This is a genomic window from Pseudomonas sp. B21-053, from assembly GCF_026016365.1.
Classification (GTDB): Bacteria; Pseudomonadota; Gammaproteobacteria; order Pseudomonadales; family Pseudomonadaceae; genus Aquipseudomonas; species Aquipseudomonas nunensis.
This window is the reverse complement of sequence record NZ_CP087205.1, coordinates 1,823,989-1,839,670: the sequence shown is the minus strand read 5'-3', so window position 1 is coordinate 1,839,670 and position 15,682 is coordinate 1,823,989. Positions and strand designations below refer to the sequence as shown.

At 59.4% G+C, this 15,682-nt stretch carries 16 protein-coding genes; all 16 read right to left on the bottom strand.

All coding sequences use genetic code 11. From position 1 onward, the window contains the following. Positions 1 to 13: 13 nt before the first annotated feature. Positions 14 to 343 carry a flagellar hook-basal body complex protein FliE gene (gene fliE, locus LOY68_RS08375; protein WP_163909067.1) on the bottom strand — a complete coding sequence of 110 codons (330 nt, stop codon included), beginning with the start codon at positions 341 to 343 and terminating at the stop codon, positions 14 to 16. 217 nt (positions 344 to 560) lie between these two features. Beyond that, on the bottom strand, positions 561 to 1,946 hold the full coding sequence (locus LOY68_RS08370) for a sigma-54-dependent transcriptional regulator (RefSeq protein ID WP_163909066.1): 1,386 nt from the start codon (positions 1,944 to 1,946) through the stop codon (positions 561 to 563). 5 nt (positions 1,947 to 1,951) lie between these two features. Then, positions 1,952 to 3,145 (bottom strand): sensor histidine kinase, encoded by a 1,194-nt coding sequence (locus tag LOY68_RS08365; RefSeq protein ID WP_265045755.1) that lies wholly within the window; start codon positions 3,143 to 3,145, stop codon positions 1,952 to 1,954. Between the two features lie 128 nt (positions 3,146 to 3,273). After that, positions 3,274 to 4,749: a sigma-54 dependent transcriptional regulator gene (locus LOY68_RS08360; protein WP_054049316.1), complete on the bottom strand. Its 1,476-nt coding sequence runs from the start codon at positions 4,747 to 4,749 to the stop codon at positions 3,274 to 3,276. Positions 4,750 to 4,922: 173 nt separating this feature from the next. Continuing rightward, positions 4,923 to 5,219, bottom strand: coding sequence for a hypothetical protein (locus LOY68_RS08355; protein ID WP_054049314.1), 297 nt, complete (start codon positions 5,217 to 5,219; stop codon positions 4,923 to 4,925). 10 nt (positions 5,220 to 5,229) lie between these two features. Next, entirely contained in the window at positions 5,230 to 5,625 is a 396-nt protein-coding gene (fliS, locus tag LOY68_RS08350) for a flagellar export chaperone FliS (RefSeq protein WP_054049312.1), read from the bottom strand. Positions 5,626 to 5,756: 131 nt separating this feature from the next. Next, the gene (fliD, locus tag LOY68_RS08345) at positions 5,757 to 7,178 is read right to left on the bottom strand and encodes a flagellar filament capping protein FliD (RefSeq protein WP_163909065.1); all 1,422 of its coding nucleotides are present in this window, start codon (positions 7,176 to 7,178) and stop codon (positions 5,757 to 5,759) included. Positions 7,179 to 7,260: 82 nt separating this feature from the next. Next, positions 7,261 to 7,641, bottom strand: coding sequence for a flagellar protein FlaG (locus LOY68_RS08340; RefSeq protein ID WP_163909064.1), 381 nt, complete (start codon positions 7,639 to 7,641; stop codon positions 7,261 to 7,263). An 80-nt stretch (positions 7,642 to 7,721) separates the two neighbouring features. After that, positions 7,722 to 8,585 (bottom strand): flagellin domain-containing protein, encoded by an 864-nt coding sequence (locus LOY68_RS08335; protein WP_123409194.1) that lies wholly within the window; start codon positions 8,583 to 8,585, stop codon positions 7,722 to 7,724. Positions 8,586 to 8,829: 244 nt separating this feature from the next. Next, the gene (locus LOY68_RS08330) at positions 8,830 to 9,096 is read right to left on the bottom strand and encodes a hypothetical protein (protein WP_054615756.1); all 267 of its coding nucleotides are present in this window, start codon (positions 9,094 to 9,096) and stop codon (positions 8,830 to 8,832) included. Further along, positions 9,093 to 10,385 (bottom strand): motility associated factor glycosyltransferase family protein, encoded by a 1,293-nt coding sequence (locus tag LOY68_RS08325; RefSeq protein ID WP_265044120.1) that lies wholly within the window; start codon positions 10,383 to 10,385, stop codon positions 9,093 to 9,095. Before LOY68_RS08325 ends, LOY68_RS08330 begins: the two co-directional genes overlap by 4 nt. A 209-nt stretch (positions 10,386 to 10,594) precedes the next feature. Then, on the bottom strand, positions 10,595 to 11,521 hold the full coding sequence (locus tag LOY68_RS08320; protein ID WP_265044118.1) for a ketoacyl-ACP synthase III: 927 nt from the start codon (positions 11,519 to 11,521) through the stop codon (positions 10,595 to 10,597). Between the two features lie 229 nt (positions 11,522 to 11,750). After that, positions 11,751 to 12,803 carry a pseudaminic acid synthase gene (gene pseI / locus LOY68_RS08315; protein WP_054049298.1) on the bottom strand — a complete coding sequence of 351 codons (1,053 nt, stop codon included), beginning with the start codon at positions 12,801 to 12,803 and terminating at the stop codon, positions 11,751 to 11,753. After that, positions 12,796 to 14,301 carry a UDP-2,4-diacetamido-2,4,6-trideoxy-beta-L-altropyranose hydrolase gene (pseG, locus tag LOY68_RS08310; protein ID WP_265044116.1) on the bottom strand — a complete coding sequence of 502 codons (1,506 nt, stop codon included), beginning with the start codon at positions 14,299 to 14,301 and terminating at the stop codon, positions 12,796 to 12,798. Before pseG ends, pseI begins: the two co-directional genes overlap by 8 nt. After that, positions 14,298 to 14,999, bottom strand: a complete 702-nt coding sequence (gene pseF / locus LOY68_RS08305; protein WP_265044114.1) for a pseudaminic acid cytidylyltransferase — start codon at positions 14,997 to 14,999, stop codon at positions 14,298 to 14,300. Before pseF ends, pseG begins: the two co-directional genes overlap by 4 nt. After that, on the bottom strand, positions 14,996 to 15,616 hold the full coding sequence (locus tag LOY68_RS08300; RefSeq protein ID WP_265044112.1) for a pseudaminic acid biosynthesis-associated methylase: 621 nt from the start codon (positions 15,614 to 15,616) through the stop codon (positions 14,996 to 14,998). Before LOY68_RS08300 ends, pseF begins: the two co-directional genes overlap by 4 nt. Positions 15,617 to 15,682: the final 66 nt, after the last annotated feature.

Below are 15,682 nucleotides of genomic sequence, written 5' to 3'. Positions count from 1 at the left end.
CTCAATCTCGTCCTTAAACCGGCATCTGCATGATGTCTTGGTAAGCCTGAACCAGCTTGTTACGCACTTGGGTCAACGCCTGGAAAGATACGCTGGCCTTCTGCGAAGAAATCATCACATCCGTCAGATCAACGCCGCTCTTGCCAATTTCAAAGGCACTGGACAGCTGACTGGACGCCTGTTGGGTGTCGTTCACTTTATTGACGGCCTGACCGAGCATGTCGGCAAAGCTGCTGCCACCCAGTTCGGGAACAGCCGCAGTCGATTTCGGTGCCGACATCGCGTCCATTTGCATGGAGCGCATGTCCAACATCAATCGATTAAATTCAATACCTTGGCTCATGGTCTACTCTCTCTGGCGACCCGCAATTTTTTGACACTCACTCGGCGGGTACTGAGGTGTTAGCAACAAGGGTGCCAGCTCGACAGCCTTGCTTCACAAAAGCCGTCCGCAGCAAAAACCATTGTGGGAGCGGGCTTGCTCGCGAAGGCGGTGTGTCAGGTACACAAATGTCGACTGACACTCCCTCTTCGCGAGCAAGCCCGCTCCCACAGTTGGATCAAGTGGCGAACAAATACGCTTCTACATCCATCCCCGCATCGCGCATTTGCGCCAGCTTGTAGCGCAAGGTGCGCGGGCTGATGCCCAGGCGTTCGGCGGCCTCTTTGCGCCGGCCGCGCTCAGAACGCAAGGTATCGATGATCATCTGGAACTCATGGCGGCGCAGGTCGTCGCCCAGGGCGCTGGCCGATTCAGCCTCGATTTCCGCGACCCGCATCGGCGCGGGCGCCAAGGCTGGCAACGGCGCACAAGCGACCGGCCCCGACAAGCAGAAATCCTGCGGCTGAATCAATCCGCCCTGCTGCAGAATCAGCGCACGCTGGATGGCGTTATCCAGCTCACGGACATTGCCTGGCCACGGATAAGCGATCAGGCATGCCTGGGCCTCCGGCGACAATCTCGCCGCCGCATGCTTCATTTTATTGACGTGTTTGGCCAACAGGCGCTCGGCCAGCGGCAGGATATCGGCGGTGCGCTCGCGCAGCGGACGCCAGGCCAGCGGAAAAACCGACAGCCGATAGTAAAGGTCTTCACGAAAACGCCCCGCCGCCACTTCACCGGCCAGATCACGGTTGGTGGTGGCGACCACACGAATGTCCAGGCTGATCGGCTTGCGCGCGCCAACCCGCTCGACTTCACGCTCCTGCAACACGCGCAGCAACTTGGCCTGCAGGCCCATGGGCATTTCGGAGATTTCATCGAGCAGGATGGTACCGCCGTCAGCCTGTTCAAACTTGCCGGCCTGGGCGGCGATGGCGCCGGTGAACGAGCCTTTCTCGTGGCCGAACAACGTGGCCTCGAGCATGTTGTCCGGGATCGCCGCGCAGTTGATTGCAATGAACGGCTGGCTGGCACGATGGGAATGCTGGTGGATATAGCGCGCCAGCACTTCCTTGCCGGTGCCGGACTCGCCGGAGATCAACACCGTCGAATCGCTGCGCGCCACACGGGCGGCCAGTTCCAGCAATTGCGCACTGGCCGGCTCGAAAGCAATCGGGCCTTCGCCGTCGCTGGCGCCGAGATTGCCCAGTGCATGCCGCGCGACCAGATCGAGCAAAGCCTTTGGCTCGAACGGCTTGACCAGATAATCCGCCGCGCCTTGGCGCATCGCATCGACGGCCCGCTCCACCGCGCCGTGCGCCGTCATCAGCAGCACCGGTAATTGCGGCTGTCGAGCCCGCAGCAATCCGAGCAACTGGTGGCCGTCCATGCCCGGCATGTTGACGTCACTCACGACCAGATTGAACGCCTCGACGCCGACCGCTGCCAGCGCTTCTTCAGCCGAACCGACCGCCTTGTAATCGTGCCCCGCGAGCAGCAGCGTATCCGCCAGTGCCTCCCGGAGCGCGCGGTCATCCTCGACCAGCAGAACCTTGATTGCCATTTCCTTCACTCCGCATCCGATGCGCTGGAAAACAACGGCAGGGACACCAGCGCACAGGTGCCGCGACCGAGCCGCGAGCGCAACTGCAATTCTCCCTGATGAGCGCGAGCCACTGCCTTGACCACGGTCAGGCCCAGGCCGGTTCCAGTGGTCTTGGTGGTAAAAAATGGCTCGCCGAGGCGCGCCAGCACGACCTCATCAATCCCGCTGCCGCTGTCACTGACACACAGGCGCAGGTTGTTGCCACGGGTATACAGATGAACCTTGAGGCGCACCGCACCGCCACTGGCCTGAATGGCATTCTCGATCAAATTCAGAATCGCCCCGACCAGGGTGTCGCGATTGCACAGCAACTCCCCGGCATGACTGTCGCACTGCCAGCGGATCGGCAATTCGTGGACATGGGTCAGCGCCGCCGCTTGCAGCGACTGCATCAATTCCTTGGGGGTAACGCGATTGGTCAGCGGCAGTTCGCCGCGAGCAAATACCAGCATGTCGCGTACTTGATGCTCCAGCTCATGCAGACGCTCTTTCAAGCGCCCGGCGAAGCGTTGCTGGGTGGCGACCGGCAATTCCTGTTCAGTCAAATGACTGGCGTAAAGCAAAGCAGCGGAAAGCGGTGTGCGAATCTGATGGGCCAGCGAGGCGACCATGCGCCCCAGGGATGACAGGCGCTCATGACGCGCCAGTTGACCTTGCAGTTGGCGGGTTTCGGTCAGGTCGTTCAGCAACACTAACTGACCGGGCTCGGCGTCCAGCGAACGCGTGGCGATCGACAGGCGTCGACCGTCCTTGAGGGATATTTCATGACCGTCGTCTTCACGAGGTGCAAAGCAGCGGGCAATCACTTGGCGCCATAGCTCGCCTTCCAGAGGCAGGCCGAGCAATTCGCACGCCGCCGGGTTGGCTTCGCGCACCATGCCTTGGGCGTCGATGACGATGACGCCACCCGGTAACAGATCAAGGAGATTTTGCAGACGGTTGGCCAGGCGTTCTTTTTCCGCCAGTTCCTGCATGCGCTGGGCACTGACGACCGCCAGCTCACCCTTGAGCTCGGTGACCCGGGCTTCGAGCATGCTGTAGGAGTCGGTCAATTGGCTCGACATCTGGTTGAACAGGGCGAATGCCTGCTCAAGGCCCAGCCGGCTTGCCTGTTCTACGGACGACGGTTGCCCCGAAGCGTCAGGGACAGAAGACATCTGGGCGGCTTGGGGCATCGTGCTCTCTCGCTTGGCTGACCGTCAGTGAAACGGAACGTTGCGAGAGCTGTAGCAATACCCGTGCCTAAAAAAAACCGCCTATATATGAAGGACTTGAAAAACAGGCGTCAATCATCCGCCTGTTCATCACCATCACGACGACTCATGCCGTACTTGCGCATCTTCTCCACCAGGGTGGTGCGACGAATACGCAGACGTTCGGCGGCGCGCGCCACGATGCCGTTGGCATCATCCAGCGCCTGCTGAATCAGGCCTTGTTCCAGACCACCGAGGTAATCCTTCAAGTCCAGGCCTTCGGGCGGCAGCAGTGCATTGGCGCTGAAGTCCGGGGTGTGACCGTTGATGGCCACCCGCTCTTCCAGATCGCTGCGCAGGCTGTCGACCAGTTGCTCGTCTTCGTCATCGACGTAGCGGAATTTCTTCGGCAACTCGACCACGCCGATCACCCCGTACGGGTGCATGATCGCCATGCGCTCCACCAGGTTGGCCAGCTCGCGGACGTTGCCCGGCCAGCCGTGGCGGCACAGGGACATGATCGCCGCCGAGTTGAAACGGATCGAACCGCGCTTCTCGTGCTCCATGCGCGAGATCAACTCGTTCATCAGCAGCGGGATGTCTTCTACGCGTTCGCGTAGCGGGGCCATCTCGATCGGGAATACGTTCAAGCGGTAGTAGAGGTCTTCGCGGAAAGCGCCGATCTCGATCATGCTTTCGAGGTTCTTGTGGGTCGCCGCGATGATGCGCACATCGGCGCTCTGGGTCTTGTTGCTGCCCACGCGCTCGAAGGTGCGTTCCTGCAGGACCCGCAACAGCTTGACCTGCATCGGCAACGGCATGTCGCCGATTTCGTCGAGGAACAAGGTGCCGCCGTTGGCCAGTTCGAAACGCCCGGCACGGCTGGTGATCGCCCCGGTAAAGGCGCCCTTCTCGTGGCCGAACAGTTCGCTTTCCAGCAACTCCGCCGGGATCGCCCCGCAGTTGACCGGAACGAACGGCGCGTCACGACGCTTGGAGTGGTAATGCAGGTTGCGCGCAACCACTTCCTTGCCGGTGCCGGACTCGCCGAGGATCAGCACACTGGCATCGGTGTCAGCCACTTGCTGCATCATCTGGCGTACGTGCTGGATCGCGCGGCTGGTGCCGACGAGGCTGCGAAACAGATTGGGCTCACGGTGACGACCGCGCTCGCGGGCCTGGTCGTACATCTCGCGATAGACCTGGGCACGGTGCAGGGAATCGAGCAGCTTGCTGTAGCTGGGCGGCATTTCGAGGGTCGAAAGCACCCGGCGACGCTGGTCTTCAGGCAGGTCAACGGAAGAATTATCGCCCATTAACAAAACCGGAAGGAACTCATCCCAGGTTGAGAGTGTCTTTAACAGGCCCAAAAGCGCACCAGGAGCACTTACCGTCCCGATCAGTACGCAAATGACTTCACGACTTGACGACAAAGAGCCGACCGCCTGCTGCCAGTCATGGCTGCCGCAGGGTAAATTTTCTTCGCCGAGAAAATTTAAGATCACCGCTAAATCGCGGCGACGGACGCTATCGTCATCAATCAGCAGAATTTTGGTTTCACGCCACATGCAATAGCAACTTCCCTAGTCAACTCAATGCCCGAAATGAGGGGGCAAGCTAGACGCTTGCAGACACGTTATGCCTGTAGACGCCTGAAATCTGGAACCAGCCACTAGTTAAGTCAAAAAACCGTGCACAGTCAAATTTATGGCGCACTATGTTTGGATTAACCTGGGATTAATTAACCAAACAGATGGTAAACCTTTGCGGCGTTTTGCGCTTGGTGGATCTGAGACATCTCGTCGACTATCGCTTGTCTCTCCCCCATCGCCACCTCAAGAAGCTCCTTGTACACCCCAAGCAACTCCTCAAGATTGGCGCGCAACGCCACCTCGTCCAGCGAAGCTTCACTCAAGACGTCTTCCATGCAGGAACGGCAATCCAGGTCCAATTGACCGATGGCCTCCCAGTTGCGCTCGGCCAAAGCACCGACCAACGCTTCACGGGTTTGTTCGATTCGCTGCAATACAAGACTCATGGTGATCTCCTTAGAACTGCGGACCAGGCGCGGCGATGGCATCCCATCCTTCTTTTACCGTGCGCAGCAGACCGGCGACTTCATCGAGAATCCGCGGGTCACTCTTGATGTTCGCCTCGGCGAGACGCTTCATCATGTAGGCGTAGAGACGGTCGAGCTCACCGACGGTATCGGCAGCTTTTTCAAGATCCAGGCCTTCACGCAAGCCACCGATGATCCCGATAGCCTTGCTGATCGACGTTCCCTTGCCGGGAATGTCCTTGCGCTCCATGGCGCCTTTGGCCTGAGCAATGCGATCCAGGCCGCCTTCCATCAGCATCTGCACCAGACGGTGCGGGCTGGCTTCGGACGTCTGGGCTTGCGCCCCAACCTTCTGATATTGCCGAAGGGCTAACATCGGATTCATGTTCTACCTCATTGCCACTCAATGACTCGTATGACCAGTGTATCGTCTGCGAGCCTGGAAACTTTAGACCAGAAGACAAAAACCCGGCGCACGCCGAAAAGCGTAGCCGGGTTTTTGTCGTCAGCCCATGACTACTTGGCGGACTGCTGAGCGTTCAAAGACGCGAAGAAGCCAGTGATGTTACTGGCAGTGGCCTTCATCTGGCCGACCAAAAGGTCCATCGCGTTGTATTTGGCAGTCAGGGATGCCGTCAGGTTGGTCACCCGCAGGTCCAGCGCCGTCTGCTGGCTGCTCAGGTCCTTCTGGACCTTGCTCAGGCTGGTATTGCGCTGATCGAGGATGCCGCCGGTCTGGGAGTACGGTGTGATGGCCGCCGACATGCGTGCCAGCAAGCCATTTTTGGTGTCGGTACCGGAGAACAGGGTTTGTACCGAACTGCTCATCCCCGGGGTCGCCATCGCCTTGGCGTACTTGGTCGCATCGATGGTCAACGTACCGGTCTTCTGATCGGTCTGGATACCCAACTGCGACAACACCGACAATTGACCGCCCGCCCCTGGCGCCACCAGTTCATTGCGCACGGCAGTGATCAGGTTACGTGGCAGGGAGTCACCGGTCATGGCTGCGCCGATGGTCGGGTTGCCCTCATCATCCAGGCTTGGCTTGGTGAGAGTGGTCAGGGTGTTGATCACGGTGTTATAGGCGTCGACGAACGTCTGCAACGAGGTTTTCAGGCCGTCGGTGTTGGTGCCCACGGTCACCTTGACTGGTGTCGCGCTTTCCGCCACCAGAGTCATGCTGATGCCGCCGACCGCCCCGCTGATGGTGTTGCTTTTGCTGGTAACGGTCAGGCCATCAATGACGACCGTTGCATCCTCGGCCAAACCGCCGATGTTGCCCGATGCGCCAGCGGCCGGGGTCGTTCCAAGGCTGGTAGAACCGTCGATCTCCAGGCCGGCAATACCGCTGACCTTGAGGTCCGAGCCCGCACCCGTCACCGTCGAACCGATGACCAGGCGCGAACCGTTGGAGTCGGTGACGATGTTGGCGCTGATGCCTTTGCCTTGCAGCGTGGAGTTGATCGCGTCGCGGGTCGACTGCAAGGTCGCGCCGCTGGCAATGGTCACCGGGTAATCAATACCATTTTGACTGATTTTCAAAGTACCAGTCGGAATGGCACTGCTGGCACCGCCGGCAAACGCCGCACTGGCCACTTTAGAACTGGTTGCCAGGTTAGTGACTGTAACGTTGTAGGTGCCGTTTACCGCGGTGTTATCCGAGGTCACGGTCAGCGTCGCCGGTGTGCTCGACGTCGCGGTAAAACCGGAAAACGAAGGCGTATCTTTTTTGCCCAGGTTGGTCATCGCGGTCTGGAATGCTGCCAGCGCCGACTTCAACGAACCGGTAGCGGAAATCTTGGCCGTGTTGATCGTCGTCTGATTGGTGATCAGCGTCTGTTTGGCCGATTTGTCGGAGTTGACCAGCGCGGTCACGATCGCACCGATGTCGAGACCGGACCCTAGACCCGAACCCGGTAGAATTGGACTTGCCATGTGCATCTCCCTATCTGAGTGTCGCCGGTCTTTTGACCACTACGCGCGGACAATGATCGTACAAACACGTTTCATGCCAGTGTCAGGCTTTGGCATCGAACAAAACGTTACTGGCGTTGTGCAGGCTTTCAGCCAGTTTCATGGCCTCGGCCGACGGAATCTGTCGAATCACTTCACCGGATTCGCTGGCAATCACCTTGACGATGACCTTGCCGGACGTTTCGTCGATGGAAAACTCCAGGTTACGCTTGACCGACTGAACAAACTTTTCGATCTCCTGAACGGCCATTTTCAACTTATCCGAGTTGTCCGAAGTGTCCGAGTTGTCTGAATTCGAGCTTTTTGCAGTTGCAGCGACAGCCTGGGGAATTTCGGCGCGAGGCGCATCCGCCGGCTTATCGGTAGTGCTGACCGCCGGTTTAGCGGCCGGGTAAGACAAGTTCAGCTTCACGCTCATGTCCATGACCATCACCTCTTAACCTTTTAAACGGAAAAAGCGAGAGAGCACGCAAGCGCACTCCCCCGCCAAAACACTATCCGATATTACTGAAGCAGTTTCAGTACAGCGGATGGCAGCTGGTTAGCCTGGGCCAGAACAGCGGTGGAAGCTTGTTGCAGAGTTTGCTGTTTGGTCAGGTTAGCGGTTTCTGCGGCGAAGTCGGTATCTTGTACGCGACCTTGAGCAGCAGTAACGTTTTCAGTGATGTTTTGCAGGTTGGAGATGGTGCTGGTCAGACGGTTTTGCGAAGCACCCAGGTTTGCACGGGTTGCACCGATGGCAGCGATTGCAGCGTCGATCGCGGTGATCGCGTTGTCGATGTTGGTTGCAGCGGAGCCAGCACCCGAAACAGCGGTGGTACCGGTCAGAGCTACAGTACCGCTACCTACGGACAGGCTGACGGCGTCGAACTTGGAGCTCAGGGTCAGGTCGATGTGGTTGGCAGTACCGGTGTTGGAACCCACTTGCAGGGTCATGGTGCCAGCCGAACCGTCCAGCAGTTGCTTGCCGTTCAGGTTGGTCGAAGCCGCGATACGAGTCAGTTCGTCAGACATCTGAGCGAATTCGGCGTTGGTTGCGGTCTGGTCAGCAGTGCCGTTGGTGCCGTTACGTGCTTGTACAGCCAGTTCACGCATACGTTGCAGAATGTTGGTGGATTCTTGCAGAGCGCCTTCAGCGGTCTGAGCCATCGAGATACCGTCGTTGGCGTTTTTTACCGCAACGTTCTGGCCACGGATCTGGGAGGACATACGGTTGGAGATCTGCAGGCCGGCAGCATCGTCTTTAGCGCTGTTGATTTTCAGGCCGGAAGAAAGACGAGACATCGAAGTCGACAGAGCGTCGGAAGCGCGGTTCAGGTTTTTCTGAACGTTCAACGACGTGGTGTTGGTGTTTACTGTTAAAGCCATGACGAATTCCTCGTTGGTTGGGTACTGCGGCTTCCGGCCCTGGCAACCGCCGGGTATGGCCTAGAGAACCTTCGTAATAGTTATCGTCGGAAATGCAGGTTGCTTGAGGGCTTTTTTGAAAAATATTGCCATCACACTGCCACCCCCTAGAAAACAAAGGCTTAGCAGCCTCTCACCAGCCGAAAAATGACGCCATAAAACCGTCCGACACCCAAACATCCCAACCAGAGCCGTTGGTCGACTTTCAAAGCTGGACGCTTTCCAGCAAATCAACCAGTTCGTATTCCATGAAGTCGGCCAGTCCCAACCAATCCTGGCGCTCCTGGCACGCGAGCATTTGAGTGAGTACCTGCGTCCATTTCAGCTGAATGTCCCGAGGCGCCGTCGACAACAAGCGCTGCGCCTCATCGAACACATCGACCATGGCCAGTGCCGCTTCGACATCCCGGCCCAGGCGGAACAGTCCGGCGCACTGCCGGCACTCGTCAACGCATTGCTCCAGTGCACTCATTGCACGAACTCCTGATTGAAGCGCGTGCCGGCAATCATCGCGCCCGCCCGACTGCTGTTATAGAAGCGCACCTCAGGGTGTCCGGCGATGTATCGCTCCAGCTCACACAGGTAACTACGGAAATTCAGCTGCGTGCGGACCCGCTCGCCATGCCCGTCGCGCACCCAGTGACGGGCCAGATTCACCCCGGGCCCCAGATCACCATCACTCCAGCCGGCATGGGTCTTGTTCATCGGGAAGGCAAAGTCGGCGCCAAACAACGTAATGCGCTCGGCGCCCATTTTCACGGCCAGGTCCACGGCCGGGTGAATCACACTGCCGCCCACATACAGTTCCGCCCTGGCGTACTGGCGTCGCAACGAGGCATAGACCGGGCTGGCCGAGTAGCCGCCATACCGCTTGCCCCTCCAGGCCTTCAACACCTCGGGATCGCTCATGGGCAGGTACACCAGCGGAATGCCGTCGGAGTCCTCAAAAGGCAAATGCCGGAAACTGATGCGCTGATCGATGCTCACCACCAGATCAGGTTTGATCCCGTGCTCGCGCAACGGTCGATAGGCGGTGTCGACACAAACGAACAGCGGTCGCTGCGCCTGTTCGCGAATCGCCGCCAATTGCTGGAAATGGCTTTCCAGACTCGGCCCGGTGGCGATCACGTAGATTTCCTGACCGGCGCAGGTTCCGAACAGTTGCGCGACGTCATCGTCGGCGAGCAGCAGTTCAAGGCTGTCCTGCAAACGCTGGAGAATCACCGGGGACTGCGGATCGAAATCACGGTTGTTGAAGCTCAGGTGCACTTCACTGACCAGACGATCGCGAATTTTCGCGTTGAAGTCGTCCGCCAGCACCATCTCGGAGGGCAGCGCAAAGAACGGTGTGTAGATATCCGGTTGATCACCGGCGTACAGCAACTCCACGCGAGGGTCGTCGAGCCATTGCCGCTGGTCGAGCAGCTGCAGGACCAAGGCAAACAAGGCGCCGTTGAGAATGTGCACATACAGCCGCTCAAGGTTGTCGCGCTCAAGCAGCACGGCGGGCAAATCCCCCAGGCCGGTGCCATAGACATGTAACCGCGCCTTGTCCGTCGGCAGGCTGGCCGCCTGCACCCGGGCTTCATGCACACGGTCATGCCGACTGGTGAGCTGGATGCCACCGATACTCAGCGTCGAACCCAGCCCTTCGGACAACTCGGCCTGGATGGCCGTGCTGTCTTCCAGCATCAACCGCGTATAGAGCGTCGGCCAGCGCCGTTCTATCACCCGGGCATTGTCGTCAAAGCTGTCGCTCATGCTGCCTCGCTGTACTTACAGGCAAAAAAATAGCGTTCAAGGTTAACCCTTGAACGCTATTTTTGTATCAGCCTTCTGATTTTAAAAGGCCGCAGAACAACCCTGTAGGAGCTGCCGAAGGCTGCGATCTTTTGATCTTGATCTTTTCAAGATTGCCGAAAAACAGGATCAAAAGATCGCAGCCTTCGGCAGCTCCTACGCAAGCAGGGTCAAGGACGATAGATGATCGCCGAACCCCACGACAGCCCTACACCAAAACCGCTCAACGCCACGCGCTTCCAGTCCGAGTCCAGGACGTGTTTTTCCAGCAACAACGGAATGCTCGACGACACGGTATTCCCGGTCTCGACCATGTCCTTGATGAACTTCTCCGGCTCGCCTTCGAAACGCCGGGCCACCGCATCGACAATCGCCGCGCTGCCCTGGTGAATGCAGAAGGCATCGATGTCGTCAGCCTTGAGGCCGGATTCATCGAGCAATTCATGCAAATGCGCCGGAACCTTGAGCAGCGCGAAGTTGAAGACCTGACGGCCGTTCATATAGAACACGCCATCGGTGACCTTCAAATGCGGGGCGCCGGAACCGTCTGTGCCGAACTTGGCCTTGCCCAGCTGCCATGGCGCGCCCTCGCCCATCCAGGTCGCGGTGGCGGCATCGCCGAACAGCATGGTGGTGTTGCGGTCTTCCGGGTCGACAATTTTCGAATACGGATCGGCGGTGATCAGCAGGCCGTTCTTCAGGCCGGCGGCTTCCATGAAGCCCTTGATCGCGTAGATCCCGTAGACATAACCCGAGCAGCCCAGGGAAATATCGAACGCTGCCACGTTAGTCGACAAGCCCAGCTTGTCCTGCACGATGGCGGCGGTGTGTGGCAGGCCTTCTTCGTCACCGTTCTGGGTGACAACGATCAGCACGTCGACGGCTTCACGTTTCAAATCAGGGTTGTTGGCGAACAGCGCATTGGCTGCTTCGACACACAGGTCCGAGGTTTCTTGCTCAGCGTCTTTGCGCGGCAGGAAGGCCGAACCGATCTTGCCCAGGATGAACTCTTCATCCTTCTCGAATTTTGCACCTTGTGCGTAATTGTCCACGCCGGCTACAGGAACGTAGCTCGCAATGCTTTTTATGCCAATCATTACGGCTTCCCAATAATAAACAGCCCAATACCACCGCTCGCAAGGATTCGAGGGGCGCCGACATACAAAGATTTTCAGCCGCCCGCGACGGGCGACAGCGGGGAGCGTCAAGGGCTATCACTGGACCCGATAAAGGGCCAGGCGCCATCTCCCCGGTCAATACAATACAGTGAAGATGCGCGTTATGACTCACAGGTCACGCTATTTTGCCGAATCAACCCGACAAGGGTTATTCGACCAAGGACCAGTCCAGCGCGGTTCCGCGCTTGATCGCCTGGCGAGCGCGGCGGCCCAGAAGGCTTTCAGCGTGTTTGGGCGCCAGCCCCAGGCCCGGGCGGATGGCCCGCAGATTGGCGACGGTGAAGGCTTCGCCGGCAGCCATGTCCTGGGTGACGTATAACGAGCGGCGGTACACCAGCGATTTGCGCTCGGCCTCGGTCACGCCGTAATGCACCTGCCCCATGGCTTGCCAGGCGCGCTCGGTTTCGATCACCAGGCTGGCCAGTTCGGCAGGCTCCAGGGAGAAACTGGCGTCAACCCCGCCAGCGGCACGGTCAAGGGTGAAGTGTTTTTCCACCACCGTCGCCCCGAGCGCCACCGCCGCGACAGAAACGCCGACGCCCATGGAGTGATCCGACAACCCGACTTCGCAACCAAACAACTCGCGCAGATGAGGAATCGTTCGCACATTGCTGTTGGCCGGCGTCGCCGGGTAGGTACTGGTGCATTTGAGCAACACCAGATCCTTGCAACCCGCCTCACGGGCGGCACGCACGGTTTCGTCGAGCTCGGCGATGCTGGCCATGCCGGTCGAGATGATCAGCGGTTTGCCGGTGGCGGCGACCCGGCGGATCAGCGGCAAGTCAGTGTTTTCGAAACTGGCAATCTTATAGGCCGGCACGTCGAGGCTTTCGAGGAAGTCCACGGCCGTATCGTCGAACGGCGTCGAGAAGGCGAGCATGCCCAACTCCTTGGCCCGAGCGAAAATCGGTGCGTGCCATTCCCACGGCGTATGAGCCTTCTCGTATAACGCGTACAACGAAGTGCCGGTCCACAGGCTGTTCGGGTCCTTGATGAAGAACTCGCCTTCATCGAGGTCCAGGGTCATGGTCTCGGCGGTATAGGTTTGCAGTTTCAAGGCATGGGCGCCGGCCTTGGCCGCAGCCTCGACGATTTGCAGGGCTACCTCCAGCGACTGGTTATGGTTGCCACTCATCTCGGCAATGATGAATGGCGGCGCGTCGGCACCGATCAAGCGCTCGCCAATCTTGAAGCTAGTCATTGCGGTGATCCTTTAAAACGCGGGTGAACGCGCAAGCATGCTGGGTGAAACCGGCTTCGCGAAACAGACTCAGCGACGGCTGGTTGGCAGGTAATACTTGAGCAGTGATGGTGTGCAGTTGCGGCCAACGGGCCTTCACGAACGCTTCGCCGCGAGCCAGTAGCGCCCTGCCCCAGCCCAGCCCAAAGCGCCCTTGGAACAGATAAATCGAGACTTCGGCGCTGGCACCGTGAAGGTCATAACGCAGCGCACCCACCGGACCGTCACCCGCTTCGGCGATCAACAGCAACCGTTGCGGATTGTCCAGGCTTGCGGCCAGCCAGGCTTGATGCGCAGGCCAGTCGATGACGCGGCTGTCCAGCGACCAGCGCCGCACGGTGTCGGCATTGCGCCCCTCGAACAACAATTGCGCATCGTCCAACGTCGCCTCTCGTACCGGCAGCACCGCACCGACCAGCGCGGCCGCCACCCGTTGCGCTCCACGGCCATCGACCAACCGACGGGAACGCTCGGCCAGACTCTGGCGCAACCCCTGATTACCGGCGACAAAACCGATGGCCTGGCGCAGTTGCTCGACACTGACCTGCTCACGCGCCCCGAGGAATACATGGGCGCCCGAAGTGGCCATGACCTCGCCATTGGCCTGCTGGTTATTCGACACGGCAATGCAAATCGTCGGCAGCCCCATGGCCGCCCGCTCCCAACTGGTGCCGCCACCGGCGCCGACAAACAGGTCGGCCTCGGTCATCAAGCGATAAAAGTCGCTGACGAAACTGTGCAGGCGCCAGTTCGGACGATCAGCCGCCAGCGCTTGCATTGTCTCCCAGGCCGGGTTGTGGGCCCCGGCGACGAAGTCGACTTCCAGCTCATGAAAATCCGCCAGCGCCAACATCGCGTGATGGGTTTGCCGCGCCGCATCGAAGCCGCCGAAGTTCACCAATACGCGCCTGGCCCGGGGTTTGATTTCTATCGCCGGGCAGCAGAACTCTTCGCGCAGCATGGCGAAGCGAGGCCCGAACAGGGTTCGGCAATCGGCACCAATCAACCCGACATAAGCTTCGGGAGAACCCGAGAGATTCTGATTGAGCAGCAAATCGACGTCATAAGTGCGCGTCGCAAGATCATCCACCACTGCGATCCGAGGCGCCCAGCGCCGCGCGGCGGTTTGCCAGCGATGATCGAGGCCGTAGTGGTCGACGATGATCCAGTCGAAGGACGCGTGGTTTTCCAGTGCCAGGCCCAGCGCGGCAATGTCCGCCTGCCACGGCAGCATCGATTCGATGGCCTGCTGCGGATCTTCATCGGGATAGTGATCGGGCAAACGCAACGCTTCAAAGCCTTCGGATGCCAGACTGTCCAGCCGATGGCCCGGCAACTCACGACAGGCAAAAGCGACGTGCGCACCTTGTTTGCACAAGGTCCTGGCCAAGGGCAGCAAGCGCGCGATATGACCGCTACCAATGGTTGGCGAGGCGTCGGAGCGAATCAGCACCCTCATTGCAATTCACCGCCCGCCTTCAAAGCGGCATACAGGTATTCGGCGCGCTTCCAGTCTTCAGGCGTGTCGATGTCCTGCACCAGATAGCGCGGCAGGATCACCGGCAGGCTTCGCGGTGAATACAGCACGTCGCCGCGCAGCCACGCATCGGTGCGCCCCCAGTAAAACTGCCCGGCATCCTGATAGGCCGGCGGCAAGTCCTGGGAGCGCGTCTCACGAAACTCTGGGTACAGCGCGGTCAAGGCACCCTGATCATCAAGGGTCAGGGCCCGCTGCACCGGAAAACCGAAGTCGCAGACCGAGAACGCGAAAGCTTTGTCCGGGTGCTGCTCCAGCAACTGCATGCCCTGTTGCAGGAATCGCGTTTGCAGCAGTGGCGCCGTGGCGTAGACGCAACAGGCAAAATCAAACTCCTGGCCCTGCAACGTTTGCATCGCATGAACAATCACCGCCGCCGTGCCGGTGAAATCATCTGCCAGTGCCGCTGGCCGCATGAATGGCACCTGCGCACCGCAAGCCCGGGCAAGGTCGGCGATTTCTTCGTCATCGGTGCTGACCACCACTTGGGCGAACAACCCCGAATCGAGGGCGGTTTTAATCGAACGGGCAATCATCGGCACGCCGTCGAACGGCTTGAGGTTCTTGCGCGGTATGCGTTTGCTGCCACCGCGGGCCGGGATGATTGCGACGTTGTTCAAGGGCGTTTTTCCAGAAGGAACCAGGTGATGTCATCCACGGGGAATTGCGGATCGCGGTGGTAACCGAAACCGTAATCCACCAGTTGCAAGTCATCATAACGATCGAGCATCTCACCGGCAAAATCACGCTTGAACAACTTGCCGCTGTTGCCGCGATACGAGACTTCGACCGGCGCCGGGTTGTAGTACTCGGCGATCAGGATGTAGCGCTGGCTCAATTCATACAGCTGCGCGTAGGCCGCCGAGAGCAGCTCCGGCGCCAAGTGGATCAGCACGCCTTTGCTCAGGGTCAGGTCAAAGCGACGCTCGCGGGGGAAATCAAACAACGAGCCGTGCCAGATCTGCGCGATCCCCAGTGCCTGGGCCTGGGCATGGGCGCTGGCATTGATCTCCACGCCGAACAGCTCGCACTGTGGCAACAACTGATGCAACGCCTGCAAATTGTTGCCGGCGTTGGTGCCCAGTTCCACCAGACTTTCAATCCGCCCGGCCCGGGTCAACGCCTTGGCAAACAACGCCAGGTTGGCGGCTACCAGCGGTTGGCCGACGTTGCGGTCGACGTATTGATTGCCGAAGTCGCCCTGCCAGAATTTTTCCTGCTCACTGAGTTCACGCATTGCACACTCTTATCTGCTGATCAATGGCACCTGATGCTATCCCTGTAGGAGCTGCCGAAGGCTGCG